The following is a 26,821-nucleotide window of genomic DNA, read 5'->3' as shown; positions in this document are numbered from 1 at the left end:
GACCGCTATTCCGGCTCGGCGGGCTCGGCCGCCAGGGCGTACTCCTCCACCGCGAACGCCTCTTCATCACGGCACACGCCGAGCCACACCTGCTCGCCGGCTTCCTCCAGCACCTCGGCAACGGCGCCCGCCGGCAAGGCGAGAACCTGCTCCTCGACACCGGCGCAGGCGGTCACCGCACTGCGCCAGCCGTCGTCGACGGACGGGTCGCAACCGTCGGCGAACAACGGCTGCGGTGCCTGCCCGGCGATGCCGTTGCTGCGCAGGAAGAGCCCGTCTCCCGCCACCAGGTGGAGCGCCGGCGGGACCTTGTCCAGGGCGAGATCCTCCCGGGGCGGCGGCATCCCGCGCGCGGGCCTGGGCGCGCCCACCCGCCGGAAGCGCGGCTCCAGCATCTGATCGGGCGTCGGCTCACGCTGCTCGCACCCGCGCGCATGCTCGACCAGGGCGCGCACCGCTGCGGCCTGGAAAGGCAGCCACCGCCATTGCGTCTGCGTCGTGCCCATGAGCTCGCGCACCTCCGGAAGAACAGGGATCCGTCAAGCCGCTCAGTGTAACAATCGCGGCGTCCCCGTGCCCGCTTACTGCTGCGACGCCTCGGCCGGCTCGCAGACCAGCTCGAGCTCGTCCAGCAACCCCCGGATCCGCGAGCGATCCAGATCCGGGCGCTCCTGCCGTGCCAGCACCAGGAAGGCATCCTTGGCGATTTCCCGGACCTGGCTCTCGGGCAGATCCCACTCCCCCGGGAACTCGACCCGGTTGTTGACTTCCGGCAGATCCAGCTCCCCGCGGAAGCGCTCGATGGACGGTTCATCCAGGTGGCAACGCCAGTACGTCATGTCCCCTCCTGTGCACGGGATCGCCTGTCACCAGGTATGGGGGCGGAGCGCACGCACGGCAACCCGAGGCGGGCGCCCCGGGGGCCGGCTGCAATCGTTGCATGGCCCGTCGAAAACCTATATCTTGCTTGTCGTCTTCACAGGACCTACAAGATCGTGGGTTCAGCGGGGAACACCGGTGAGAATCCGGGGCTGTCGCGCAACGGTGTGGCGAGCGTGCTCGCCGAGCCCGAATACCGCCGAAGACACGCACGGGAGCCTCGCGCCAAGGTTCTCCCGGAGACGAGCCACTCTTCTCCCGGGCAGCCCGCGACGGCTCCTCACCCTGCGCAATACGGGAGGAGCCCATGTATACCGACTCGACGCGCCCCGACCCGGGCCCATCCGCTCCAGCCGCCCGCACCGGTGCCGACCGGCCGATGGTCCGGGCACTGATCCTGCGCGACCGCATGCCTGCGGCGACGCGCCGCCTGCTCGCGGCCCTGGGGGTACGGATCGTCGCCGTCCACGGGCCCGGCCTCGTCGGGCCGGCCATGGACTACGTCGCCGGTCCGGCTCCCGAGGACACGCCGGACTGGCTGGATGCCGAGGGCGCCGAGGACCTGATTGCCGTGCTCCGGGCCATGGAACGCCGTCACAGGACCCCGCAGTGGGTGGACACGCTTCTGTCCCGGCACCGTTGCGGCGAGCTGCTGCTGGCCGATGGCTCGCTGGAGCTCGCGGGGCTGCTGGAGCCCCGGCGCCTGATCCCTGCCTTGCTCGGCTAGGCTCCTCAAGACAGATCGGTTCTGTCAGGATGGGCGCTCATCGAACAACTCGGAGATGCCCATGTTGCAGACGCGATTCACGGAAGCCTTCGGTGTCCAGCACCCGATCATTCAGGGAGGCATGCAGTGGGTCGGCACCGCCGAGCTGGTCTCGGCGGTGGCCAATGCCGGCGCCCTCGGCTTTCTCACCGCCCTCACCCAGCCCTCCCCCGAGGCGCTGAGCCAAGAGATCCGCCGATGCCGGGAGATGACGGACCGGCCCTTCGGCGTCAACCTGACGCTGCTGCCGTCGCTCAACCCGCCGCCCTACGAGGAATACCGCCAGGCCATCATCGAGGCCGGTGTCGGCATCGTGGAGACCGCCGGCAACAACCCGCAGGAGCACATCGACGCCTTCAAGCGCAACGGCATCAAGGTGATCCACAAGTGCGTCGCGGTCCGGCACGCGGTCAAGGCGGAGCAGCTGGGCGTCGACGCCATTTCCATCGACGGCTTCGAGTGCGCCGGGCACCCCGGGGAAGACGATGTCCCCGGCCTGATACTCATCCCCGCGGCGGTGGACCGGGTGAGCATTCCGGTGGTGGCCTCCGGCGGCTTCGGCGACGGCCGCGGCCTGGTGGCCGCCCTGGCCCTGGGCGCCGAAGGCATGAACATGGGCACGCGCTTCCTGTGCACCAGGGAGGCACCGGTGCACGAGCGCATCAAGGAGCAGATCGTGCGCAACGACGAGCGCTCGACGGATCTGATCATGCGCACGCTGCGCAACACCTCGCGGGTGGCGCGCAACGCGGTCAGCCAGGAGGTCCGGTCCATCGAGGCCCGCGGCGACGCCACCATCGAGGACCTGGCGCCGCTGGTCTCGGGCCAGCGCGGCAAGGTGGTGTACGAATCCGGTGATCCCGACCACGGCGTATGGTCCGCGGGCCAGGTCCAGGGGCTGATCCACGACATCCCCGGCTGCGGCGAGCTCATCGAGCGGATCATGCACGAGGCAGAGACCCTCATCGGCGAGCGCCTGCAGCGCATGACCGGCGCGCACTGACGGGCCGGCGTCCGCCGGCACCAGCCGCCGTGCGCGGATCCGCGCCCGGCGGGCGGCGCTATTTCAGGTGCACATACCGCCCCGGAGCATCGTCCCGGGGCGCGTAGCCCTGCTCGGGGGCGCCCATGGCCGGCGGCTTGCGCCGGTTGCCCGAGCGCTGGCGCAGCCAGCCCAGCCACTCCGGCCACCAGGAGCCCTCGGTCGCCGGCACCTGCTCCAGGTAGTCGTCGTCATGCAGCAGCAGCTCGTCCGGCTGGTGCGTGCGCGCCCGGTAGCGGCGCCGCGGATGGCCCGGCGGGCTGACGATGCCGGCATTGTGCCCGCCGCTGGTCAGCAGGAAGGTCACCGGGGCGCGGGCAAGGCGATTGATCTTGTACACCGACCGCCACGGGGCCACATGGTCGCGCTCGGTGCCCACCACGAAGAAGGGCACCTTGACGTCGGACAGGTGCACCACGTCGCCGTCCACCTCGAACACGCCGTCGGCGAACTCGTTGTCCAGGTACAGCCGCTGCAGGTACTCGCTGTGCATGCGGTACGGCAGCCGCGTGGCATCCGCGTTCCAGGCCATGAGATCGTTCATGGGGAAGCGCTCGCCCTTGAGGTACTGGTTCACCATGGCCGACCAGATCATGTCCTGGGAGCGCAGCAGCTGGAACGCCCCGGCCATCTGCTTGCCGTCCAGGTAGCCGGTCTCCCACATGATGTCGTCCAGGAACGTGACCTGGCTGTCGTCGATGAACAGGCCCAGCTCGCCGGGCTCGGAGAAGTCCGCCTGGGCGGCGAACAGGGTCAGGCTGGCCAGGCGCTCGTCCCCGCGCCGGGCCATCGCGGCCGCAGCGATCATCAGCAGCGTGCCGCCCAGGCAGTAGCCGACGCCGTGGACGGGCTGCTCCGGCACGATGGCGCTGATCGCGTCCAGCGCAGCCATGACCCCCAGCCGCCGGTAGTCGTCGAAGCCGAGGTCGCGGTCGCCCTCGTCCGGGTTCTTCCAGGAGATGGCGAACACGGTGTAGCCCTGCCCGACCAGGTAGCGGATCAGGGAGTTGTCCGGGCTGAGATCCAGGATGTAGTACTTCATGATCCAGGCCGGCACCACCAGTATCGGCTCGGGGTGAACCCGGGCGGTGGCCGGCTGGTACTGGATCAGCTCCATGAGCCGGTTGCGGTGGACGACCCTGCCCGGCGTCACGGCGACGTTCTCGCCGGGCTGATACGCCTCGGCACCGGCCGGGGGCGCACCGCCGAGGTTGCGCTGGGCGTCCTCCCACAGGTAGCCGGCACCCCGGACCAGGTTGGCGCCGCCCTCCTGGAACGTCTGCCGCAGCACCTCGGGGTTGCTGAGCAGATAGTTGCTGGGCGAGACCATGTCCAGGACCTGGCGCCCCATGAAGTTCACCACCTCCTCGTGGTGCGGCGTGACGCCGCGCACCCCCGTGGTGGCGTTGTGCCACCACTGCTGGGTCAGCAGGAATGACTGGTGGATGATATTGAACGGCCACTGCTGCCACTCGTCGCCGCGGAACCGCCGGTCGTTGGGCAGCGGCTCGATGCACGGCCTGGCACCGGCCTCGTGGCAGTGACAGCTGTACGCGGCCAGGCGCGCCGCCTTGCGCAGCACCTTGTCCACCAGCTGGCCCTGCTTGCCGGGGGCGCTGAGCAGGTGGACGGCCCAGTCCAGGTAGGCCAGCTGCAGCGCCGCCGGCGACAGGCCCATGGTGGCGCGGCCCAGGCCCACGCGCACCAGCCGGTCCAGCGGCGACGGCGGATCGGGCGGATTCGGATCCTGCTGGGGTACGGTACTCCGGGACATGGCTCACTCCCCGTGATTGCGCGTGCCGCCCCGGCGCAGGCGTGCAACGGAACGGCACTTGTTCCATTACAACCGATTCATCGGCGCTCCCCGTTGATCCGGATCAAGAGCACGGGCGTCGCGCTGGTGCAAAGTGCGGTTGATCGCATTCATTCTCAAGGCCATGCCGCACACAGGAGAGCGCACCCATGAACGCCAGCGAGATTCTCGTCCCCGTGGAATGGACGCGGCGGTCCCTCGCCGCTCTCACTCCGGCCCGCAGCCTGGCGGAGAGCACCGGCAGCCCGGTCCATCTGGTGTCCGTGATCCCCTGGGAGGCCTCCGACGACGAGCGCCGCCAGGCGCTGGTCGAGGAAGCCCGTCGCCACGGCCTCCAGCAGCCGCGCATCTCCGTGCTCAGGGCCGACCTCAACACCATGCCGGTGGGCAGCGAAGAAGGCGGCCTGCTGCAGCTCGTGGCCGAATCGCCCGGGACACTGGTGTGCATGGCGACCCACGCGCGCTCGGCCGTCGGCGATCTCCTGCTGGGCAGCGTCGCCAGCGCCATTCTCAACCGGGCCAAGCGCCCGGTGGTGCTCACCGGCCCCCGCTTCAGCGCCGACTGGCGGGGGCCGGTGCGCACGCTGGTGATCTGCCTGGACGGCTCGTCGCTGTCCGAGGCCATCATCGACCCGGCCGCGGACATGGCGTCGACCACGGGTGCGGATCTGCTGCTGGTCCAGGTCCAGTCGCCGGACGCCCCGGAGACGGCCCTTTCCCAGGATGCCGCCGAGAGCGGCTACCTGCAGGCCCGCGCGGCGGACATTCGCCGGCGGCACGGCCTGCAGGCGAACTGGGACGTGCTCCACGGCAAGGACCCGGGCCGGGCCATCGCGGACTACGTCGCGGGGTTCCCCGACGCCCTGGTGGCCATGACCACCCATGGCTACACCGGGCTCCGGCGGCTGGCCTTCGGCAGCGTCGCCCGGGATGTGGTCCACAACGTCGGCTGCCCCGTCCTGGTCTACTGCCCGGAGGACGCGGAGGCATAGTAGCGACCGTCCAGGAAACGGTCGAAGAACTCGCCGAGCGCCGGGTGCGCGATCTGGCCGCCGGACGGATCCGGCTCCAGGTGGCGCTCGGCGACATAGGTGCTGTGGGCCGCACCATCCACCAGCACGTGGTACCACGGCTGGTCCCGGGGCGGTCGGCTGCGCGCCATGGCCTCGTACCACTCGTCACTCCCGCGGTACACCGGATCCACGGCAACGATGACACCGCGATAGTCGAACTTGCGGTGGTGGACGATCTCGCCGACGCTGAACGTGGGCATGACACTCCCCCGCACTCGGAAACCTGGCTTTACTCGCTGAAAGGTTAGTACCCTGTCGCTTGATATGCGGTCGATGCAGACCGAATGCAAAGCCCCGTCCAACGACCTGACAATAGTTCCTGAAAGGTTGCTGGGCCCGGGCTGCCCGTACACTCTGGGGAGGCACGCATGACGCGGCAAGTGGAGTTCTTTTTCGATTTCGTCAGCACCGCCAGCTACCTGGCGTGGACGCAGCTCCCGCGACTGGTCCGCGAGACCGGCACCGAGATCCTCTGGCGGCCCATGGTGCTCGGCGCGGTCATGAAGGCCACCGGTAACCAGCCGCCGCCGAGCATTCCGGCCAAGGGCCGCTACATGCGCACGGACTTCTCCCGCTGGGCGCGGCGCTACGGGGTCGATCTCCACTATCCGTCCCGCCACCCGGTCAACACCATGGCGGCCATGCGCGGCGCCGTCGCCTACCTGGACCGCCCGGAGTTCCCGGCCTATGTGCGCGCGATGTTCGAGGGGTTCTGGGTTCATGACCGGGACCTGGAGGACACCGACGTGCTCACCGAGCTCGCCCGCGAGGCCGGCATCGGCGCCGAGGAATTCCGCGAGGCCGTGGACCGCCAGGACGTCAAGGACCGCCTGCGGGCGAATACCGACGAGGCGGTGGAGCGCGGCGTTTTCGGTGCGCCGACCTTCTTCGTCGGTGACGAGATGTTCTTCGGACAGGACCGCCTGGACTTCGTCATCGAGGAGCTCCAGCGCGCCTGACGGCACGGGCCGGAACGAAGGGGAACCGCATGGACATTGCCGCATGGGCCGTGCCGCCCCGGCGCCGCTGGCGCGCGCATCTCCTGGTCGCAGCCCTGTGGCTCCTGGCCCTCGCCTGCACCCCCCTGGCCGCGCAGCAGCTGCCGGTGGGCCAGCTCACCGGCTCCCAGGGCGGCGACAGCGGCACCACCGACCCGGAGGAGCTGCGGCAGAGCCTGGACCAGGTCATCACGACGCTGGAAGATGCCGAGCACCGCGAGGCCCTGCTCAAGGACCTCAAGGAGCTCCGCGCCGCTGTCGGGGAGGCGGAAGACGAATCCGGCCCCGGGCCGGGCCGGGGGCTGCTGGGCGCCCTGGGTGCGGCGGTGGATGAGCTCGGCCAGCCGGCCGGCTCCGGGGAGACCATCCCGGCGATGTGGCGGGAGCGTATCACCGGCGCCGGCGACGATCTCGCCTCCCGGATCGATGCGGCCAGCTACCGGGGCGCCATGGGCCTGGTCACCGACGCCGGCATGTTTCTCGGCCTGTGGATCGTCACCCTGGGTGCGGCCGCGTTCGCGGGCCGACGCCTGAGCCGGCTCAGGGACTGGCCGGCGCGCCTGCCCGCGGAACCGGGGGGCTGGCTGCTGGGTATCCATTTCCTGCGGCACCTGCTCCCCTGGGCCCTGGCGTTCGCCCTGCTGCTCGCGGCGCTGCAGTTCCTCCCCGCAACCCCGGGGCGCACGGCGGTGGTGGTCATCGCCTACGCCGGCCTGTGCGGACGCGCCGTGGCCATTGTCTGCGAGCTGGTCATTTCCCTGTCCAACCGCGGCCACCGCCGGCCCGCCGTGACCCTCTTCCGTCGCCACGGCCTGCCGCGCCTGTTCGTCATCGGCGTGCTGATCGGGCTCGCCGATGCGCTGGACTCCAACCGGCTCGGCTCGATCCTGGGCGAGGAGCTCGCCTCGCTGCTGTCGCTGCTCGGCACCGGCATCGCCACCCTGCTCATCGGGCACTTCATCCTGCGCTTCCGCCGGCCGGTGCAGCACCTGATCTACAACCGCCCCTACCACCAGCGCCGGCGCAGCAGCTCCACCAACGAGATCCTCCGGGCCCTGGGGCGGTTCTGGCATTTCCCCGCGCTCCTGCTCGTGGGCATCTCCCTGGTGACCCTGGTCGCGGCCGCGGGCGACCCGGGCGAGACGCTCACCCGCGGCGCCGTGTGCGTCGCGCTGCTGATCGTGACCCTGGTGGTCACGCGGCTGATCAACCACCACGGCGAGCGCCTGGCGCGCCGGCCCCGGCGGGTGTCGGAGTACCGGGTGCGCCTGGAGCGGTTCGGCTACATGGTGGGCCACCTGGTTCTGTGGACGGTGTTCGCGGAGGTGACCCTGCAGATATGGGGCGGCTCCCTGTTCGCCGTGGGCGAGGCAACGGCCGGGGCGCGTATCGGGCAGGCCGTGCTGGCGGTGGCGATCACCGCCCTGCTTGCCTGGCTGGCCTGGATCCTCGCCGACACGGCCATCCAGCACGGTCTCGCGTCCACCGTCGAAGGCCGGGGGCGCCGGGTCAACGCCGCGCGGGCGCAGACCATCACGCCCATGATCCGCAATGTCCTGTTCGTCACCATCCTGGTGATCGCCGCCATCGTCGCCCTGGCCAACCTGGGCGTGAACGTCACCCCCCTGCTGGCCGGCGCCGGCATCATCGGCATCGCCATCGGCTTCGGCGCGCAGACGCTGGTGCAGGACCTGATCACGGGGATGTTCATCCTCATCGAGGACTCCCTCGCCATCGACGATTTCGTCGACCTGGGCGGACAGATGGGCGCCGTCGAGGGCCTGAGCCTGCGGACCGTGCGGCTGCGGGACCTGGACGGCATTCTCCACATCATCCCGTTCAACCAGATCGGGGTCATTCACAACATGTCGCGCCAGTTCGGCGTGGCGCTGCTGCGCATCCAGGTGCCGTACACCCTGGCGGTGGACGATGCCATCCAGATGTTCCGCGAGGTCGGCGACGAACTGCGGAAGGACAGCATCATGGGGCGCCACATCTGGGGCCCGCTGGAACTGCAGGGCGTGGAGAGTTTCGAGGAGGGCGCGGCCGTGGTACGCCTGTCCATACGCACGGCGCCGGTGATGCAGTGGGACGTGGCCCGGGAATTCAATCTGCGCCTCAAGCAGCACATGGAGCGCAACGGCGTCGATCTCGCCCGCCAGCGCATCACCCTGGACATGGAGAGCCCGGTGACGGGGTCCGACGGGACCGCGCCGACGGCGTCGAGCGCCGGGGGCGAGCCCGCACCGGAAGGCAACTGACTCTCCGCGCGGTCACGCGCCGGCGCCCATCCGGGCGACGGCTCACCGGTACCGCTTGTGGCTGCCGTCGCAGTAGGGGGCGTTGGCGGTGTGCTTGCATCCGCACAGCGCCACCTTGCCCGGCTCCGCCACGGTGCACTTCTCCGGCGCCAGGCCCGTTCCCTTGTGGGAGCCGTCGCAGAACGGCTGGTTACCGGAGCGCCCGCACCGGCACCACCAGTAGGTGCCCGGCTCGAGCTCCAGGACATGCGGGCTCGTGCTGGCGATCACGGGTTCGGTCATGGTGCCCTCCCGGGGATGGCAATGGCGGTCGTCCCCATTGTTGCCGGAAACGGGGGGCGCCGTCACGGCCGCGGCGACCGGATCTCTCACCCGGCCCGCCGCAGTAGCTGCATCACCGCCCACTCGAGATCGCGCAGCGTGCGGCAGCGCAGGACCTGGTGGCAGCGGCGCGCGTAGGCGGGCATCTCCGAGTCGCCGGTGCCCCAGCTGCCTTCGGCCTCGGGATTCAGCCAGATGAGCTCGCGGCAGCGATCCGCGATCCGCGACAGGGCGGCCAGCGCCGGATCGCCGTAGTTGTTGCGGCCGTCCCCGAGGATCACCACCGTGGTCTGGCGCTGGATCAGGTCGCGGGTCAGGAGGTCGAACTGCGTCAGCGTGCCGCCGTAGTCGGTGGAGCCGTTTCCGTAGCGCGCCAGGGCCTCGGCCATGGCGCGTTCCGGCGGGTCGTGCCGGAACAGCGTGGTCACCTCGGCGGGGTCGCTGGCGAACACGAACGACCGCACCTCCGGGAGCACGTCCTGCAGCGCGTGGACGAACGGCAGCAGGACCGTCGCCTGGGCGCGCACCGACTGGCTGACGTCGCACAGCACCACCACGCGGGCGCGGTCGCGGCGGCGCCCCTTCCACACCGGGCGGAACGGCACGCCGCCCCAGCGCAGGCTCGCGCGCATGGTCGCGCCGGCATCCAGGCGACCCCGCTTGCGCCGGCGCCGGCGGCGGCCGTGGCGGGCCGCCAGGCGACGCGCCAGGCGACGGACCAGCTCGCGCATGCGCGCCTGGTCGCGGCGATCCAGCGCCGACAGCGGGGTCTGCCGGAGCACCCGGTCACGGAAGCTCCAGGCCTGCGCCTCTGCCTGCATCCGCACGCGCTGCTCCACGCGCTCGCGCAGGCGCGCATCGAACCCCGCCCGGGCCCGGGCGAGCTGTTCCGCGGGCTCCCCGGCCTCGCGCCGGGCCCGGATGAGATCATCCACCGCCGCGAGATCCAGCGCCTGGCGCACCCGCTGGGTGTACACGCCGGTCTGGGTCCAGTGGCGCGCCTCGTCCACCCGGGCCTCCGCCATGGCCGTCGCCAGGCGGGCCTCCAAGGCCGCGGTGTCTCCCGTCTCCAGCTCCCTGGCCAGACCGCCGCCGCTGCCCGGGGTCACGCCGGCCGCACCGGGAGCCGCATCCACCGGTTCATCGGTCTCGTCCGTCGTCTCCGTGCCACCCGCCTCCGCGTCCACCTGGCCCGCCACCCGGAAGAAGCGGTCGAAGCAGGCGTCGAACGCCGGGCGCTCGTCCGCGGTTTTCACCAGGGTGGCGGCGAGAACCGCCCGGGCGCGCTCGCGGTCGGCCATGCCGGTCAGGGTCAGGGCCCGGGCCGCATCCACGGCCTGCGCCGGGCCCACGTCGATACGGGCCCCGCGCAGCAGCTGGACGAACTCGGCCAGGCGCCGCTCCATGGTCGCGGCTACCCCCGGCGCCCGTTCTGGATGGCGCGGATCTGCGGCAACGCCGTGTCCACGTCGTCCTGGAACTTCAGCAGGACATTCAGGGTACGCTCGACCGTCGCCGGGCCGAGCTGGTCGGCCTGCAGCAGCACCAGGGTGCGTGCCCAGTCCAGGGTCTCGGAGATGGCCGGGCGCTTGCGCAGGTCCAGATCCCGCAGGCCATGGACGAACGCGACGATCTCGTCGCGCAGGCTGGCGCTCAGCTCCGGTACGTGCTGCGAGAGAATGCGCGCCTCCAGGCCGCGGTCGGGATACGGGATGTGCAGATGCAGGCAGCGCCGTTTCAGCGCCTCGGACAGCTCGCGGCTGCCGTTGCTGGTGAGGAACACCAATGGTGCATGACGCGCCGGAATGGTGCCGAGCTCCGGGATGGTGACCTGGTAGTCCGCCAGGAACTCCAGCAGGAACGCCTCGAACTCGGGGTCGGCCTTGTCGACCTCGTCGATGAGCAGCACGGCGCCCTGCTCCGAGCGCAGGGCCTGCAGCAGCGGCCGGGCCTCCAGGAACGGCTCGGAGAAGAAACCGCCGCCGAGGTCGTCGAGGCGGGCCACGGCGGCGTCGAGATCCGGCGCATCGGCGAGCAGCGCGGCCAGCCGGTCCCGCAGGAGCTGCGTATACAGGAGCTGCTTGCCGTACTTCCACTCGTACAGGGCGCGGCTCTCGTCCAGGCCCTCGTAGCACTGCAGGCGGATGGCCTCGCGCCCGGACGCCGTGCCCACGGCCCGCGCGAGCTCGGTCTTGCCCACGCCCGGCGGGCCCTCGACGAGCACGGGCTTGCCCAGGGCCTGGGCCAGGTACACCACCGTGGCAATGTCCTCGCCGCAGATGTAGCCGGCACCGGCCAGGTCGTCGTTCAGCGCCCGAATGCGCTCGGCGGCGTCGGTCATGTTCCCTCCTTGCTCCGCCTCCACCGTCATCGGTACGTCGCTCCCCGGAAAGCGAGCCGGGGCCCCGCTTCTGGAACGGGAAGTGCATGAAAACAAACCGATTGACGCATCATAGCCGAGCACGTACAAAGTTTTTGTATACAGAAGAACAGAGTTACTGCGTACATATCACCATAAAGCAACACCGGGCGGCACCCTGGAGGCCATCGTGAGCATCAAAGACAGCGATCTGGAAATCAAGTCGCAGGACGGGACCCTCTACAACGAGGATCTCGCGCCGGTCAAACACAGCGAACGCTCCTGGGGATGGTTCGAGATCTTCAACGTCTGGTCCAACGACATCCAGAGCCTGTTCGGCTACACCCTGGCCGCATCGCTGTTCCTGACCTACGGCATCAACGGCTGGGCGGTCATGGCCGCCATCATTCTCGCCGGCTTCGTGGTCATGGTGCTGGTCAATCTCACCGGCAGCCCCAGCGTCAAGTACGGCATCCCGTTCCCGGTCATGGCGCGCGCCAGCATGGGCATACGGGGCGCCAACTTCCCGGCGCAGCTGCGGGCCATCATCGCCATCTTCTGGTACGGCGTGCAGACCTATTTCGCGTCCACGGCCGTCTCCCTGCTGCTGGGCGCCCTGGTCACGGCCGGCACCACGGCGACGTTCCTGGGGCTGACCACCATCGACTGGATCTCCTTCATCATCGTCTGGGCGTTCCAGGTGCTGCTGTTCTGGCGAGGTATCGAGGGCATCAAGGTGTTCCTGAACTTCGCCGGGCCGTTCGTCTACGTGGTGATGGTCATTCTGGCCGGCATCATCTGGTACCAGGCCGGCGGCGAGCTGATGCCGGCCATCGGCACGGTATTCAGCAGCAGCGGCGACTACGAGGGCAGTGCCATCGCGGCATTCTTCGCCATTGCCGGCACCATGATCGCCTACTTCGCCGCCGTGGTGATCAACTTCGGCGACTTCACCCGCTTCGTGCGCAGCGACCGCGAGCTCAAGATCGGCAATTTCCTGGGCCTGCCGGTCAACGTCGCGCTGTTCTCGTTCCTGGCGCTGATCATCACCGCCGGGACCATCGTGCTCTTCGGCGAGACCCTCACGAATCCCACCGAGATCGTGGAACGCGTCGACGCGCTGTGGCTGACCTTCCTGGCGGCGGTAACGTTCTTCGCCGCCACCGTGGGCATCAACCTGGTGGCGAACTTCATCCCGCCGGCCTACGACCTGGCCAACCTGTTCCCGAAGTACATCACGTTCCGGATCGCCGGGCTGATCACGGCCGTGGCCGCATTCTTCATCGGCGGGCTGTGGGTGGCGGTGATCAGCGAAATCGGCATCACCGGCTTCGTTAACGCCCTGGGCGCCGTGATCGCGCCGTTCTACGGCATCCTCGTGGCCGACTTCTACCTGATCAAGAAATCCAGGCTGAACGTCCCCGACCTGTTCACGGCGGACCCGGACGGCGCCTACTACTACGTCAAGGGCTGGAACGTGCGCGCCGTGATCGCCTTCGTCCTGGCCGGGGCGTTCTCCGTCTCCTCGGTCTGGGTGCCCGCCCTGGCGGCGCTGGACGGCTACGCGTGGCTGATCGGTGCGGCCCTGGGCGGGCTGTTCTATTTCCTGCTCATGCGCGGGCACGTCCAGACCGCGGCGGCGGCCCAGCGCACCCACGGCGACTCGGCGGTGTGAGCGTGCGGAAACGGTTCTAGCCGCGATCGGCCGGCTCGCCCTGCGTCAGGGGCGCGCCGGTCGCGCCGGCGGCGTCGCTGAGCTGGGCCCGGATGCGCGGCAGATAGGCGGGGTAGTCCCGCTGCACGAACGCAACCAGGCCCTCCCGGACGCGGCAGCGCAGGTCCCAGGCCCGGGAGGAATCCGGCGCGCTCATGAGGAAGCGCACCTGCACGGCCTGGTCCGAGGAGTCGGTGACCTGGACCGTGCTGGTCACGCCGTCCCACTCCGGGGCCTGCCCCAGCAGGCGCAGAAACTCCTCGCGCAGGGCGTCCACCGGCATGCGGTAGTCCACCCAGAGGAAGACCGTGCCCAGGATATTGGTGGAGTTCCGCGTCCAGTTCTGGAACGGGTTCTCGATGAACCACTGCAGCGGCACCACCAGGCGCCGCAAGTCCCACACCCGCAGCACCACATAGGTGCTAGTGACCTCCTCCACCCAGCACCACTCCCCCTGGACGAAGACCACGTCGTCGATGCGGAACGGCTGGGTCAGCGCGATCTGCATGCCGGCGAGCAGGTTCGTCAGCACCGGCCGGGCCGCGAAGCCCAGGACGATGCCGCCGATACCCGCCGAGGCCAGCAGGCTGGTGCCGATCTGGCGCACGGGCGGGAACGTCATCAGCGCCGTGGCGATACCGACGATGACGATGAGGATGTTCAGCCCGCGGGTAATGAAGCGGGTCTGGGTCTCGATCTTGCGCGCCTGGCGGCTCTGCTCCGGCAGGGGCGGATTCAGATGAATGATCACTTCCCCGATCGCCGCGGAGCAGCGCACTGCGGCCCACGTCAGTGCCGCGATCAGGCCCAGGGTGAGCAGATACTCCACCGGGCCGGCCAGCGGCAGCTCCGTCGGCGCCGCCTGCCAGAAGACCTTCAGCGCGAACAGGCAGATCACTGCACCGAGGGCCCGGGCGGCACTGTCCAGGAACATGCGCGCGACGCCGTCGGCCCGGAGAATCCGCCGCAGGCTGGCCAGCGCCAGCCAGTACGCGCCGAGCACCAAGAGCGCCACCATGACCGCCGCCACGGCGATCACCAGCCACCCCTGCGCCGCCTGCTGCAGCTCTGCAATCATCGGCACCTGCCCATCCTTCGTAGCATCGCGGACGCGTCGGCCTCCGATCGTACCGGTTCCGACGCCCTGCCGGCACCCCGGGCTGCCGCGGCCGCCGCGCCTTGCCCCGTTGCCGTGCTTGGACGAGAATGCCGGCAGCAACCCGGAGTGTGCCTTTGCGCCAGTTCCTGATCTCGATCACCGCCCTGCTCGCCTCCATGGCATTGCTCCTCATCGGCGGCGGGCTCATGGGCACGGTCGTCAGCGTCCGGCTGAGCTTCGACGCCGTGGACCCGCAGATCAAGGGGCTGATCCTGGCGGCCTACTACATCGGCCTGGTGGCGGGCTCCCAGCAGGCCGGCCGGATCATCCGCCACGCCGGCCATATCCGGGCATTCGCCATCTTCGCCGCGGTCAGCACGGCGGCGATCCTTCTCCAGGGCATGTATGTGCTCCCGGCCGCCTGGTTCGTCGCCCGGGTCGTCATCGGCTTCTCCACCGCCGGCATCTACATGGTGGTGGAGAGCTGGCTCAACGAGCGCTCCGATACGGACAACCGCGGGCGCGTGTTCTCCGTCTACCAGATCATCTCCTACGTCGCCCTGGGCGCGGGTCAGTTCCTCATGCACCTCGGCGACCCGGCCGGCGCCGAGCTGTTCATGGTCGTGGCCGTCCTGTTCGCCCTGTGCCTGGTACCGGTCGCGCTGAGCCGCGCCAGCAACCCCCCGGAGCCGACCCCGCATACGCCCATGGCGCTGCGGCAGACCGTCACCGGCGCCCCGCTGGCCGCCTGGACGTGCCTGGCGTCGGGGCTGATCAGCGGCGCCATCTTTACGCTCACGCCGGCATTCGGCGTGCGCCTGGGTCTGGATGTCGGCGCCATCGCCACGCTCATGGCCAGCCTGATCCTCGGCGGCGTCGCCCTGCAGTGGCCCATCGGCCACCTCTCGGACCGCTACGGGCGCCGGCCGGTCATCCTGGCGGTGGGATTCATTGCCGCCGTCCTGGCCGCCGGCATCGGCTTCGCCGGCGCGCGCATGCCGTTCGAGGCCCTGCTGGTGAGCGTGGCGGTGCTCGGGGGCTTCTCCTTCACCTTCTACCCCCTGGCCGTCTCCCAGGCCAACGACACCATCGCCCGGGCCAGCGACTTCGTGGCCGTCGCCGGGGCGCTGCTGTTCATCTGGGGCATCGGCGCGGCCGCCGGCCCCATCGCTGCCGGCTGGGTGATCAACCGCACCGGCGATCCCGGGCTGTTCGTCTACATCGGCGCCGTCGCCCTGGCGACCGGCGCCGTCGCCTGGATCATGCGCTGGGAGTCGGCGCTGGCGCGTAACCCGTACCGGACGTTGTCCCGTACAACGGCGGTGATCACCGAGCTGGATCCGCGCGCCCGGGAGGACGCGGCGGAACCGTCCGCGACCCAGCCCGGCCAACCCGCGGCGGACAACGGGGAGGACATCACTCCCCCGGCCGCCGGGCGTCCCTGACGACCCGCTCCGGTTCCGGGGGCGGTCGCGCGGGGCTACACTGGCAGGCACAACCGGGAGGACAGGACCATGCCGCGCAACTGGATCATTACCGGCGCCTCGAGCGGCTTCGGCAGGGCCCTCGCCGAGGCCGTCCTCGCGCAGGGGGACCGTGCGGTGGTGACCGCGCGCAGCGAAGCATCCCTGGCGGACCTGCGCTCGGCGTATGCCGACCGGGTCGCCCCCGTCGTCCTCGACCTGACCCAGCCGGAACGGATCACGGCCGCCGCCCGGGAAGCCGAGAACGCGTTCGGGCAGGTGGACGTGCTGGTCAACAACGCCGGCTACGGGGTCATCGGTGCCGTCGAGGAGATGTCGCCGGCGGAATACCGCCCCATGATGGAAGCCAACTTCTTCGGCACGGTGGAGTTCACCCGCGCCCTGCTCCCGGCCATGCGCGCCCGCGGCCGCGGGCACATCGTCAACATCTCGTCGGTGGCCGGCATGGCCGCCCGGCCCGGATACGGCTTCTACGCCGCCTCCAAGTTCGCCCTGGAGGGCATGTCCGAGGCCCTGGCGGGCGAGCTGCGCCCGCTGGGCATCCACGTGACGCTGATCGAGCCCGGGCCGTTCCGCACCGAGTTCACCGGGCGCTCCCTGCAGCTCGCCGAGCAGGTCATCGGCGACTACGCGGCCACCGCCGGTGCCAGCCGCGAGACCGTGCGCAACCGCCACGGCAGCCAGCCCGGCGATCCCGCCCGGGCGGCCGCCGTCATCCTGGAGGCGGTCGCCTCGGAGGATCCGCCGTTGCGGCTCCCGCTGGGCAGCTACGCCTACGGCCGCATCCGCGAGAAGCTGGCCGGCGTGGCCGCCGACCTGGACGCCTGGGAACCCCGGGCCGGGGCGGCCACGGAGTTCTCCGGCGACTGAGGCGCAGGCGGGCCCTACGAACCTTCGCCGCGCTCGTCGATCGCCGTTACGCTGACCTCCATGCGCGACGGCGTCACCGGCGGGCCGAACTGGTTGAATACCGGGACGTCGGCAGCATCCCGGCCCACGGCCACGGTGACGCGCGCGGTGTTGCGGTCCGGCTGGGTCGGGTCGAACGTGTACCAGCGCCCGCCCACCCAGGCCTCGAACCAGGCATGCAGGTCCATGGGCTGGAGGTCCTGAACGTAGCCCACGACCATCCGTGCGGGGATGTTCAGGCTCCGGCACAAGGCCATGCCGAGATGCGCGAAGTCGCGGCACACGCCCTCGCCGCGCTTGCGGACCTCGTCCGCCGAAACCGGCGCCGGGTCCGAGCCCGAAAGATACTGGAGACGTTCGTATACCCACCGGGAGATCCGGGCCACCTGGTCGTAGCCCGGGCGGGCGTCCTGGACGACTTCCTGCGCCAGCGGCCCCAGGCGGTCGGACTCGCAGAACCGGCTCGGCATGAGATAGAGCAGAACCGTGTCCGGCAGCTCCTGCACGGGCACGTACGGCGCCCCCGGACAGACATCCTGCTGCGCGGGGACCCGCACCCGGGCGTGGTTGTCGATGCGGAACGGGCCGGCGGTGGTGACCAGCCGCTGGCAGCGGTTGCCGAAGCCGTCGGTGTACTCGGTGGCCGGCACCCGGGGGGCGAGGACGTAGCTCTCCGATTCCACCCACTGGTGCGCACCGCTGCTCGGGCGCAGCAGCAGGATCATCGGGGTCGGCTGCGGACAGTCCATCCGGATGCTACAGGTAACGTCGAGCCACATGGGCCATCTTCCCCGCCAGTCGGTCCGCCCGGGTGAGCATCTCTTACCCCGCCAGCATACGCGTCTTTCGGCCGCTCTTGGGACCGCTCCCGGGCCGCTTGACCTGGGTCATGGAGCCCGGGCCGCCGGCCGCCCACACTGCGATACAGGGACACCTTCCGCGATCGCCGGAGAACGCCATGGACTTCAGCCACAGCTCCCGCAGCGAGGCCATCCGCAGCCAGGTCTTCCAGTTCATGGAGCACTACGTGCTGCCGTACAACGCCCAGTGGCACCGGGAAGTCGCGGCCGGCCGGTACCCGCTGGAGCTGGTGAACGACATCAAGGCCCTGGCCCGCTGGGACGGCCTATGGAACCTGTTCCTCCCCGGCCTGCGCGACGACGAGCCCGGCACACCGCTGAGCACCCTGGACTATGCCCCGGTGGCCGAGACCATGGGGCGGGTGCACTGGGCCGCCGAGGTATTCAACTGCTCCGCGCCGGACACCGGCAACATGGAGCTCCTGCATCGCTTCGCGACACCGGCCCAGTACCGCGACTGGCTGGCTCCGCTCCTCGACGGCGAGATCCGCTCGTGCTTCGCCATGAGCGAGCCGGACGTGGCCTCGTCCGATGCCACCGGCATCCGCACCAGCATCCGCCGCGACGGCGGCGACTATGTCATCAATGGCCGCAAGTGGTTCATCACCGGCGCGCTGCACCCGAACTGCCGCCTGGCGGTGGTGCTCGGCGTCTCCGACGAGGCGCCCGACAGCGACCCGCATCACCGGCACAGCATGGTGCTGGTGCCCATGGACGCGCCGGGCCTGGAGATCGTCCGCGATCTGCCGGTCATGCACTACCACGCGCCCGAGGGGCACTGCGAGCTGGTCTTCCGCAACGTCCGCGTGCCGGCGGCCAATCTCCTGGGCGACGAGGGCCGGGGCTTCGCCATGGCCCAGGCGCGCCTCGGGCCCGGCCGCATCCACCACTGCATGCGGTCCATCGGCCAGTGCGAGCTGGCCCTGGAGCTCATGCGCGAACGCGCCCTGGAGCGCCGCAGCTTCGGCCGGTATCTCTCCGAGCAGGCCAACATCGGCGACTGGATCGCCTGGTCGCGCATGGAGATCGACCAGGCCCGGCTGCTGGTCCTCCACGCCGCCTGGCTCATCGACCAGGGGCGCGACAGCGAGGCGCGAACCGCCGTATCGGCCATCAAGGTGGTGGTCGCGCAACTGCAGACCCGGGTGGTGGACCGCGCCATGCAGGTCTTCGGCGCCATGGGGCTGACGCCGGACACGCCCCTGAGCTACCTCTGGACCTGGGGCCGGGCCATGCGCTTCCTGGACGGCCCCGACGAGGTGCACCTGCGCAGCGTGGCCCGGTCCGAGCTGCGGCGGGCCCGCGAGACACGCGGAGCCACGGCGCGATATTTCACGCTGCCCGGCGGCGGTGCCGAGACCTGACAGGATTTCCGGCAAGGCGCCTCAGCCGGGCGATCAGCCCTCCGGCGGCATGTCGCGCAAGGCCGCGTCCCCCTGCCGGGCCAGCTGCTCCAGGCGGTCGATCTGGGCATCCAGCCGCGGCAGCGCGTCGCGGCGATAGCGCGCCACTTCGTCGATGGCCGCCATGACGTTGGCGAACGCCTCCTCCAGCTGCTCCATGTCCAGCGACGTGGACGCGGCCCGCTGCTGGATGGCCACGCCCTGGTCGCGCAGCTTCTGCGCCGTGCCGGCGATCATGTTCGAGGTGCTGGCATTGAGCGCCTCCACCCGGTCCAGTACCAGGCGCTGGTTGGCCAGCCCCAGGGCCACGGTGACGGCCACGTTGAGCGCCGAGACGGTTACGTTCAGGGCGCGGTCGACGCCGCGCATGAGCTCGCGGTTGTTCCGGATCACCACCTCCAGCGCCAGGATCCCCTGCTGGGCCACCACCTGCTGCTGCTGGAGATCGGTGATGCGCTGGCGCAAGGGGAACAGCAGCTCGTTCTCCAGGAAGGTGCGTTGCGGATCGTCCTCGGCATGGCTCGAGGCCGCCGCCGCCAGCCGCTCGTCCATGAGCCGGCCCAGGGCGACCTGGCGCCGCAGGCGCTGGAGGCTCTCCTGCAGGGCCGCCTGATCGTCGCTCAGGGTGATGTTGTCCCGGCGCAGCATGTCCCGGCCGGACTCCAGGTCACGGATGATGCCGTCCAGCGCCTCCTGGGCCGTCTCGAAGCGGCGGAAGTAGCGCTGCAGGCGGCTCCCCACCCCGGGGATACGGGCCAGCAGGCGCGACATCCCGTCCCGGGAGAGATTGTGGCGGTTGGGGTCCAGCTCCTCCATGCGCCCGCGCAGCGCCTCCAGGGACTCCGCCACCGGCCCGCCGTCGTCGCCCTGGTGGGCCAGGCGCCGCAACGGCGTCTGCAGCATGGCGCTGCGATGGGCCGCCTCCTGCTGCTCCTCCAGGCCCAGCCGGTCCACGGTCTCGCGCGCGCTCCGGCCGTCCGCCCGGGCATCCTCGACCAGGCGGTCGACTGACGCCCGCGCCTCCGCTTCCAGCCCCGGGTCCGTATCCGGGGCCGCACCGCCGGCGACGTCCTCCGCGCCCGGCAACTCCAGGCGGAGCGGCTCGCCGCCGGCGGCATCCCCCTGTTGCTGGCTCATGCCCCTACTCCCGTGTCGATTCCGTGGTCCGCTGATACCGCTCCGCTCCCTGCACGAACCGCTGCAGATCCGCCAGGGCCCGGTCCGCGGTGACGGATGCGTGCCCGCGGCCGGTCTCGATGCCGGCCAGGGCCACGACGGCGTCGTCCAGGGCGGTCATGACGGTCTCCAGCCGCCCGGCCCGGCGCCGCAGCTCGGCCTCGGTGTCATCCACCAGCTGCAGGCGCCGCTCCAGCGCCCGGCGTTCCTCGGCGGTCAGTGTATCGCCCTCGGCTCGCAGCCGCCGCTGCACGTACTGCGCGTCCACGCCGAGCACGCCGGCAGCCCGGGAGGCCATGGACTCCAGCTCGTCCACGCCGTTGTGGCCCACCGCCCGGAGCAGCTCCAGCGCACGCTCGCCGGTCACCTCGCGGGCGTCGAAGCGCCGGCGCAGCAGCTCCAGCGCCCGCCGGTAGCGGGTGTAGAGGCGATCGGCATGCCCGGCCAGGTCCGCCCGCCGGGCGTCCAGGAGGCGCTGCTTGACGCGGCACAGGGCGTCAACCAGGGCGTCCGCATCCGCCGGCGGGTGCGCGGGATCCAGCTCGGTGACCCCTGCCTCGCGCTCCGAGGCCGCCCGGGCGGCCCGGCTGCGCTCGGCGCGGGCGCGCTGCTCCCGGTCCCGGCGCCCCGCCCGCCAGCGGCGCCAGCACCGCTCCAGGGGCAGCTCCACGGCGACGGCCAGCAGCCCCGCGATCCAGCCCAGGAAACCGGGGCCGAAGCCGCCCCACAGCGAGGTCAGCCACAGCACGAACGCGATGAACGGGATCGCCAGCCAGTAGCGCAGGATGACCTGCAGGCGCCCCGCCGGCTCCGCCGGCACGGCCAGGGCCGGATTGATCAGCCCCGCCAGGAACCAGGGGCCGCAGGAGACGAACAGCCCCAGGGCGAACCCCTGCAGGAAAGCCAGCATGCCCGCTCCTCTTGCCCGGCCCTACGCCGCTAGTCGTAGACGTAGAAGCCGCGCCCCACCTTTCGGCCCAGGTAGCCGGCGTCCACCATCTGCTGGAGCAGCGGCGAGGGCCGGTACTTGGGGTCGCCGAGCGAGCCGTGCAGGACCTTCATGACTTCCAGGCACGTGTCCAGCCCGATGAGGTCGGCCAGGGCCAGCGGCCCCATGGGGTGATTGGCGCCCATCTGCATCACCCGGTCGATGTCCTCCGGCGACGCAATGCCCTCGGCGTAGGCGAAGCAGGCCTCGTTGATCATGGGCACGAGGATGCGGTTGACCGCGAAGCCCGGACTGTCCTTGACCGCCACCGGCTCCTTGCCCAGCTGCCGGGTCAGCCCGTCCACCTGCTCGAACACCGCGTCGCTGGTCTGCAGCGCCCGCACGACCTCCACCAGCTTCATCACCGGCACGGGATTGAAGAAGTGCATGCCGATCACGCGCTCCGGCCGGGTGGTGGCCGCAGCGATGCGCGTCAGGGAGATGGACGAGGTGTTGGAGGCGAGCACCACGTGCTCGCCGACGAGCCCGGAGAGATCGCGGAAGATCTGCAGCTTGAGCTCTTCCCGCTCGGTGGCCGCCTCGACCACCAGGTCGCAGTCCGCCAGCGGATCCAGCCCGACGACGCCTTCCAGGCGCTCCAGGGCGGCGCCGTGATCGGCGACGCTGATCTTGTCCTTGGACACGAGCCGGTCCAGGCTCTTCTCGACCGCCTTGCGGCCGCGCTCGACCTGCTCGGGCCCGATGTCGGACATCTTCACGTTGAAGCCGCTGGCGGCAAACGCCTGGGCAATGCCGCTGCCCATGGTCCCGGCCCCGACAACGCCGACAGTCTTGACGCTCATTCATCTACCTCGCTGATTACTGGTTGACGGATATCAGGCGCGATGGCGCCGGGCGGCCAGGTGGGCCAGCCGCCGGTACTCCCGCAGATCCTCGCGGATGTGCTCCACGGTCTGATTGGTCAGGTCGCAGCGATTGCCGTCCAGCAGATGCCCTTCCAGGCGGTCCGCCAGGCGCCGGGCGCCCTCGAGCATCTGCTCGAACCCGGACAGGCCGTCGAACGGGCCGGGCAGCTGCATGAACAGCGCCAGCCCCGGCGTCTCCAGCGTGTCCGGATCGTTGGGGTCCAGGGTGCCCGGCTTGACCATGCTGGCGACGCTGAACATGGGCTCGTGCCCGCGGCTGGTCTCCACATGCCGGTGGAAGATGCCGTGCTGGCCGAAGCGCAGCCCCAGGGCCTCCAGCGCCTCCTGGACGGCCGGGGCGGTGAAGCACAGTCCTTCGCCCGCGTGGACATGGAGCACGATGATCTTCTCGCCGACGGCGGCGGCGACGGCCTCCCGCTCCGAGGTCTCCCCGGCGTCGCCGCCGGCTTCCTCGCGCCCGGCCGAGCGCTCGCCGTCCCGGGTCCAGGACGGCCGCGGAATGCGCACCGGCCCCAGGTTCCACGACGCGTCGTCATTCCGCGCCCCAGTACGCGCTTCTTCCCGTTCCGCCCGGAGGTCATCGGCGGGCGGCGGCTGGGTATCGAATTCCGGCTCGGGCTCGGGCTCGGGCTCCGGCGGCGGCCGCCGCTCGGGTTCTTCCCGCGAGGCCGCCGACCCGGCGGGCTCACCGACCTGCCGGACCCGCACCGGCCCCACCGTGTCATCGGCGTCGTCCAGGGCCCGCGGATTACCCACGGTGCGGGCGCGCCCGACGCCCTCGTCGGCGGATCCGAACGACGTGGCCCCGGCATCGCCGCCCGCGCGGGCGTCGACGTCATCGTCGTCGCCCAGGACGAAATCGTCCATGTCCTGCAGCGCCGCCTCCACGTCCCGGTCCTCGCGGCCGCCGCGCCGCGGACGCGACGATCGGCGCCCCGGGCGCTTCGCCCCGCTCTCCTGCCACTTGTAGTAGCCGAACAGGCCGGCAATCACCAGAACACCAACAGCCAGCAGTATCCAGCGCAGCGCGTCCATTGTCTCCATCCGCCAATCTTCAGGGCCTGCCCGTGCCGGACCGGGACCGTTTCCGCTCGGACCGGCTCCGTGTACAGGGTCCACGTTCGGGCCGCCACCGTCCAGCGTCTTCACAAGGAGACGCCCGCACCCGATATTCTGTTCCTTCTGCTGTGTTCCTGCTACACGGCCACCGCCATCTCCGCGGCCTCGTCGACGTCCACGGCGACCAGCCGGGAGACGCCGGCCTCGTGCATGGTCACCCCCATGAGGTGGCTGACGATCTCCATGGTCGCCTTGTTGTGGGTGATCAGGATGAACTGCACCCGCGCCGACATCTCCTGGACGAGCTCGCAGAACCGCCCCACGTTGGCCTCGTCCAGGGGCGCGTCCACCTCGTCGAGCATGCAGAACGGCGCCGGGTTGAGCTCGAAGATGGCGAAGATCAGGGCCACGGCGGTCAGCGCCTTCTCGCCGCCGGAGAGCAGGTGGATGGTGCTCACCCGCTTGCCGGGCGGCCGCGCCATGATGGTCACGCCGGTCTCCAGGAGGTCGTCGCTGGTCATCTCCAGGTAGGCCTCGCCGCCGCCGAACAGCCGCGGATACATGCGCTGGATGCCGGCGTTGACCTTGTCGAAGGTCTCGCGGAAACGCTGGCGCGTCTCGCGGTCGATCTTGCGGATGGCCGACTCCAGGGTCTCCATGGCCTCGGTGAGGTCCGCGTGCTGCTGGTCCAGGTAGCCCTTGCGCTCGGAGAGCTGCTCGTGCTCGTCGATGGCCGCCAGGTTGATGGGCCCCAGGCGGTTGATGCGCTGCTCCACCTGCTCCAGCCGCGCCTGCCAGTCCGCCTCGGCGGCCGACTCGGGCAGATTGGCCTGAAGCGTGTCCAGGTCGAAGCCGAGCTCCACCAGCTGCTCGGACTGCGTCTGCCGGTGCACCCGCAGCTCCTGGTCCCGCAGCTGCATCTGCTCCACCTCCCCGCGCAGGGCCTCGACCCGCTGCTCGGCCTGCTGGCGCTGCTCCTCGAGCTCCCGGAGGCGGCTCTCCACGGCGGATACGCGCTCACGGGCCGCGGTCAGCGCCTGCTCCGCTTCCACCCGCTGCTGCAGCAGCCGCTCCCGCTCCGCCTCCAGCCCCGGGACCGGGTCGCCCTGCTCGTCGCCGGCGGCCCGCAGCTCCTCCTGCTGCCCCTGCAGCCGCTCCTGCTGATCGCGGAGGCGGCGCAGCTGCTCTTCCAGGGACTGCTGCGCGGAGCTCGCGCTCTCCTGCTTGAGGGACAGCTCGTGCCGGCGCTCCCGGCGCTCGCGCATCACCTCGCGGGCGTCGTTGAGCGCCTGCTCGTGCTGCTCCCGCTCGGCCTGCAGCGTCTGCCGCTGCTCCTCGTCCGCCTCGCTGCGGTCCATGGCCTCCTGCAGGCGGGCCCGGGCGCTGCGCACCGACTCGTCCACCTCGACGGCTTCCCGGTCCAGGGCGTCGATGTCGTGCGCCAGGCGCTCGCCGCGCTCGCGCAGCTCGTCCAGGCGCTGGCGGCGGCCCTCCTCCCGCGCGCGCACCTCGGTGAGCCGCTGGGCGACCGTGTCGCGTTCCTCGCGCAGGCGGTCCCGGGTCTCCTCGTGGTCCATGCGGCGCTCTTCCAGCTCGCGGCGCTGCTGCAGCAATGTCTCCAGCCACTCCCGGGACGCCTCCAGGGACGCCCGCAGCTCCTCCATGGCGCGCTCGCGCTCCAGCAGGCCGTCGCTGTCGCCGTCGCCCCCGGCAACCTGGCTCCAGCCCCGGCCGTGCACCATGCCCTCCGGCGTCACCAGGCGCTCCCCGGGGCCCAGCTGCCCGCGCAGGCGCTCCGCCGCGGCCGCATCACCGGCACAGAAGACGCCGTGCAGGAGATCCGCCAGCGGTGCGGGCGCGGTGACGTGCGCCGCCAGGGGCTCGAGCCCGTCCCGGCCGCCGTCCGCCGACGGGGCATGACCGTCGCGCCGCAGCAGCGTGGCGCGGCCCTGTTCCGGCGCCCCGAGGGCATCCGCAGCGGGCATCTCGGCCTCGCCGACACACACCGCCTGCAGGCGTTCGGCCAGCACCGCCTCCACGGCCCGCTCCCAACCCGCGGCAACGGACAGGATCTGCGCCAGCCGCGGGTGGCCGTCCAGGCCGTGGCGCGCCAGCCACGCCACCACCGGGCCGTCGTCACCGGCGCCCAGGGCGTCCTGCTGCAGCGTCTCCAGCGACGTCAGGCGGGCCTCGCCCTGCTGGATCTCGCCGCGCAGGTCGTGGATGCTGTCATCCAGCTCCGTCTCCTGCTCGGCGAGCTCGGTGACCGCCCGCTGGGCCTCCTCCAGGGACTCGGCCAGCGTCTCCTGGCGCTCGGCCAGCTCGGCGGCCTCGTCGGTGAGCTCGTCCAGCTCGGCGGCCACGGCGTCCGGGTCCAGCTGATCCCGCTCGGCGACCAGGCGCTCGCGCCGCCGGGCCAGCTCCTGCTGGCGCTGCTCCAGCCCCTCGATGCGCGTGCGCTCCACCTGGGCCTGCTGCACGGCCTGGGCGGCCGCCTCGTTGAAGGCCTCCCAGCGCCGCTGCCAGTCGTCCATGGCCTGCTGCGCCTCGATGACCTGATCCGAGGCGGTCTCCTCCAGCCCCTGCAGCTCCTCGATCTCCGGCGTGAGCTCCGCCAGCCGGTCGCGGGCGGCGGCCAGCTTGTCCTCGTCGTCGCGGATGGTCTGCTGGAGATCCTCCAGCGCCTGGCTGTTGGCGGCCAGATCGTCCGCCTGCTTCTTCTGGCGCTCGCGCTCGTGCTGGATCTGCTGCTCCACCCGCGCGATCTCGCTGCCCAGGGAGTAGTAGCGACCCTGGGCGGTGTTGACCTCCTCGCCCAGCTCGCTCTGCTGCTCCCGCTGCTCCACCAGCTCGCGCTCGGCGGCGCGCTGGCGCCCGACCTCGGCCTCCAGGGCGTTGCGCTTTTCCTCCAGGGCCTGCTCGCCGGCGCGCATCTCCGCGACCAGACCGCGCAGGCGGATGGCCAGCAGCTCCGCGCGCAGCTGGCGCTCCTCCTTCTTGTATTCCTTGTAGCGCTCGGCGGTGCGCGCCTGCCGGCTGAGCTTGTCCAGCTGGCCGGCGACTTCCTCGCGGACGTCGTCCAGGCGTTCCAGGTTCTCCCGGGTGTCGCGGATGCGCCGCTCCGTCTCCCGCCGCCGCTCCTTGTACAGCGAGATGCCCGCCGCCTCCTCCAGGTACACGCGCAGCTCGTCGGGCTTGGCCTCGATGATCCGCGAGATCATGCCCTGCTCGATGATGGAGTAGCTGCGCGGGCCCAGGCCCGTGCCGAGAAACACGTCGGTGATGTCGCGCTTGCGGCAGCGGGTGCCGTTGAGCAGGTACTGGGACTGCCCTTCCCGGTTCACCTGGCGCTTGACGGAGATCTCCGAATAGCTGGCGTACTGCCCGCCCAGGGTGCCGTCGGCATTGTCGAACACCAGCTCGATGGACGCCTGGCTCACCGGCTTGCGGCTGCTGGAGCCGTTGAAGATGACGTCGGACATGGACTCGCCGCGCAGGTGCTTCGCCGAGCTCTCACCCATGACCCAGCGCACGGCGTCGATGACGTTGGACTTGCCGCAGCCGTTGGGGCCAACGACCCCGACGAGGTTGCTCGGCAGGTGCACCGTGGTGGGATCGACGAAGGACTTGAACCCCGCCAGCTTGATCTTCTTCAGACGCATGCAGCTCCGTCCCTTCCCCGCGGGGGCGTGTGGGTCATATCCCGGCATGGTCGCGGCGACGCCGCCGG

Annotated in this window: 23 protein-coding genes and 1 riboswitch; of the genes, 9 read left to right on the top strand and 14 right to left on the bottom strand. The window is 70.8% G+C overall.

What is annotated here, in order from left to right:
- Positions 1-5 precede the first annotated feature (5 nt).
- Both QWY84_RS10455 and QWY84_RS10450 read right to left on the bottom strand, forming a co-directional pair.
- Positions 6-506: a hypothetical protein gene (locus QWY84_RS10455; protein ID WP_290202528.1), complete on the bottom strand. Its 501-nt coding sequence runs from the start codon at positions 504-506 to the stop codon at positions 6-8.
- Between the two features lie 75 nt (positions 507-581).
- Positions 582-839, bottom strand: coding sequence for a hypothetical protein (locus QWY84_RS10450; RefSeq protein ID WP_290202527.1), 258 nt, complete (start codon positions 837-839; stop codon positions 582-584).
- A gap of 123 nt (positions 840-962) precedes the next feature.
- Positions 963-1,097: riboswitch (cobalamin riboswitch) on the top strand.
- An 89-nt stretch (positions 1,098-1,186) separates the two neighbouring features.
- Here QWY84_RS10450 and QWY84_RS10445 point away from each other — a divergent pair.
- On the top strand, positions 1,187-1,606 hold the full coding sequence (locus QWY84_RS10445; protein ID WP_290202526.1) for a hypothetical protein: 420 nt from the start codon (positions 1,187-1,189) through the stop codon (positions 1,604-1,606).
- Complete coding sequence (locus QWY84_RS10440; RefSeq protein ID WP_353959887.1) at positions 1,590-2,648, top strand: NAD(P)H-dependent flavin oxidoreductase; 1,059 nt, start codon at positions 1,590-1,592, stop codon at positions 2,646-2,648. The genes QWY84_RS10445 and QWY84_RS10440 overlap by 17 nt, the downstream gene beginning before the upstream one ends.
- Positions 2,649-2,706: 58 nt before the next feature.
- Here QWY84_RS10440 and QWY84_RS10435 read toward each other — a convergent pair whose 3' ends face one another.
- Entirely contained in the window at positions 2,707-4,461 is a 1,755-nt protein-coding gene (locus tag QWY84_RS10435; protein WP_290202524.1) for a PHA/PHB synthase family protein, read from the bottom strand.
- Between the two features lie 188 nt (positions 4,462-4,649).
- Here QWY84_RS10435 and QWY84_RS10430 point away from each other — a divergent pair, with 188 nt between their 5' ends.
- Positions 4,650-5,492: a universal stress protein gene (locus QWY84_RS10430; protein WP_290202523.1), complete on the top strand. Its 843-nt coding sequence runs from the start codon at positions 4,650-4,652 to the stop codon at positions 5,490-5,492.
- Here the strand turns inward: QWY84_RS10430 and hspQ are convergent.
- Positions 5,465-5,773 carry a heat shock protein HspQ gene (hspQ, locus tag QWY84_RS10425; RefSeq protein ID WP_290202522.1) on the bottom strand — a complete coding sequence of 103 codons (309 nt, stop codon included), beginning with the start codon at positions 5,771-5,773 and terminating at the stop codon, positions 5,465-5,467. The genes QWY84_RS10430 and hspQ overlap by 28 nt on opposite strands.
- Positions 5,774-5,941: 168 nt before the next feature.
- Here hspQ and QWY84_RS10420 point away from each other — a divergent pair, with 168 nt between their 5' ends.
- A complete protein-coding gene (locus QWY84_RS10420; RefSeq protein WP_290202521.1) occupies positions 5,942-6,532 on the top strand; it encodes a 2-hydroxychromene-2-carboxylate isomerase in 591 nt (196 codons plus the stop codon).
- 29 nt (positions 6,533-6,561) lie between these two features.
- Positions 6,562-8,832 carry a mechanosensitive ion channel family protein gene (locus QWY84_RS10415; protein WP_290202520.1) on the top strand — a complete coding sequence of 757 codons (2,271 nt, stop codon included), beginning with the start codon at positions 6,562-6,564 and terminating at the stop codon, positions 8,830-8,832.
- Between the two features lie 42 nt (positions 8,833-8,874).
- Here QWY84_RS10415 and QWY84_RS10410 read toward each other — a convergent pair whose 3' ends face one another.
- The 3 genes from QWY84_RS10410 to QWY84_RS10400 all read right to left on the bottom strand — a co-directional run bounded on the left by QWY84_RS10410 (position 8,875) and on the right by QWY84_RS10400 (position 11,494).
- Positions 8,875-9,114: a CDGSH iron-sulfur domain-containing protein gene (locus QWY84_RS10410; RefSeq protein WP_290202519.1), complete on the bottom strand. Its 240-nt coding sequence runs from the start codon at positions 9,112-9,114 to the stop codon at positions 8,875-8,877.
- 86 nt (positions 9,115-9,200) lie between these two features.
- Positions 9,201-10,559 carry a VWA domain-containing protein gene (locus QWY84_RS10405; protein WP_290202518.1) on the bottom strand — a complete coding sequence of 453 codons (1,359 nt, stop codon included), beginning with the start codon at positions 10,557-10,559 and terminating at the stop codon, positions 9,201-9,203.
- Between the two features lie 8 nt (positions 10,560-10,567).
- Positions 10,568-11,494, bottom strand: coding sequence for an AAA family ATPase (locus tag QWY84_RS10400; protein ID WP_290202517.1), 927 nt, complete (start codon positions 11,492-11,494; stop codon positions 10,568-10,570).
- 208 nt (positions 11,495-11,702) lie between these two features.
- Here QWY84_RS10400 and QWY84_RS10395 point away from each other — a divergent pair, with 208 nt between their 5' ends.
- Positions 11,703-13,187: an NCS1 family nucleobase:cation symporter-1 gene (locus QWY84_RS10395; RefSeq protein WP_290202516.1), complete on the top strand. Its 1,485-nt coding sequence runs from the start codon at positions 11,703-11,705 to the stop codon at positions 13,185-13,187.
- A gap of 16 nt (positions 13,188-13,203) precedes the next feature.
- Here the strand turns inward: QWY84_RS10395 and QWY84_RS10390 are convergent, their stop codons facing one another.
- Positions 13,204-14,304: a mechanosensitive ion channel family protein gene (locus QWY84_RS10390; protein ID WP_290202711.1), complete on the bottom strand. Its 1,101-nt coding sequence runs from the start codon at positions 14,302-14,304 to the stop codon at positions 13,204-13,206.
- Between the two features lie 155 nt (positions 14,305-14,459).
- On the opposite strand from QWY84_RS10390, the gene QWY84_RS10385 reads away from it, so the two are divergent.
- Positions 14,460-15,770, top strand: coding sequence for an MFS transporter (locus QWY84_RS10385; protein ID WP_290202515.1), 1,311 nt, complete (start codon positions 14,460-14,462; stop codon positions 15,768-15,770).
- 69 nt (positions 15,771-15,839) lie between these two features.
- Entirely contained in the window at positions 15,840-16,679 is an 840-nt protein-coding gene (locus QWY84_RS10380) for an oxidoreductase (RefSeq protein WP_290202514.1), read from the top strand.
- A 14-nt stretch (positions 16,680-16,693) separates the two neighbouring features.
- Here the strand turns inward: QWY84_RS10380 and QWY84_RS10375 are convergent, their stop codons facing one another.
- The gene (locus QWY84_RS10375; RefSeq protein ID WP_290202513.1) at positions 16,694-17,497 is read right to left on the bottom strand and encodes a transglutaminase domain-containing protein; all 804 of its coding nucleotides are present in this window, start codon (positions 17,495-17,497) and stop codon (positions 16,694-16,696) included.
- Between the two features lie 179 nt (positions 17,498-17,676).
- On the opposite strand from QWY84_RS10375, the gene QWY84_RS10370 reads away from it, so the two are divergent.
- Positions 17,677-18,942 (top strand): acyl-CoA dehydrogenase family protein, encoded by a 1,266-nt coding sequence (locus QWY84_RS10370; protein WP_290202512.1) that lies wholly within the window; start codon positions 17,677-17,679, stop codon positions 18,940-18,942.
- A 33-nt stretch (positions 18,943-18,975) separates the two neighbouring features.
- Here QWY84_RS10370 and QWY84_RS10365 read toward each other — a convergent pair whose 3' ends face one another.
- The 5 genes from QWY84_RS10365 to smc all read right to left on the bottom strand — a co-directional run bounded on the left by QWY84_RS10365 (position 18,976) and on the right by smc (position 26,753).
- Positions 18,976-20,118 (bottom strand): toxic anion resistance protein, encoded by a 1,143-nt coding sequence (locus tag QWY84_RS10365; protein ID WP_290202511.1) that lies wholly within the window; start codon positions 20,116-20,118, stop codon positions 18,976-18,978.
- A 4-nt stretch (positions 20,119-20,122) separates the two neighbouring features.
- Positions 20,123-21,067: a cobyrinic acid a,c-diamide synthase gene (locus QWY84_RS10360; protein ID WP_290202510.1), complete on the bottom strand. Its 945-nt coding sequence runs from the start codon at positions 21,065-21,067 to the stop codon at positions 20,123-20,125.
- Positions 21,068-21,096: 29 nt separating this feature from the next.
- On the bottom strand, positions 21,097-21,948 hold the full coding sequence (locus tag QWY84_RS10355; protein WP_290202509.1) for a 3-hydroxybutyryl-CoA dehydrogenase: 852 nt from the start codon (positions 21,946-21,948) through the stop codon (positions 21,097-21,099).
- A 33-nt stretch (positions 21,949-21,981) separates the two neighbouring features.
- Positions 21,982-23,076, bottom strand: coding sequence for a cell division protein ZipA (gene zipA / locus QWY84_RS10350; RefSeq protein WP_290202508.1), 1,095 nt, complete (start codon positions 23,074-23,076; stop codon positions 21,982-21,984).
- Between the two features lie 152 nt (positions 23,077-23,228).
- Positions 23,229-26,753 carry a chromosome segregation protein SMC gene (gene smc / locus QWY84_RS10345; protein ID WP_290202507.1) on the bottom strand — a complete coding sequence of 1,175 codons (3,525 nt, stop codon included), beginning with the start codon at positions 26,751-26,753 and terminating at the stop codon, positions 23,229-23,231.
- Between the last annotated feature and the right edge of the window lie 68 nt (positions 26,754-26,821).

This window comes from Aquisalimonas lutea (assembly GCF_030409225.1).
Lineage (GTDB): Bacteria > Pseudomonadota > Gammaproteobacteria > Nitrococcales > Aquisalimonadaceae > Aquisalimonas > Aquisalimonas lutea.
The sequence above is the reverse complement of the archived record's forward strand: the minus strand, read 5'-3'. Positions and strand labels throughout refer to the sequence as shown.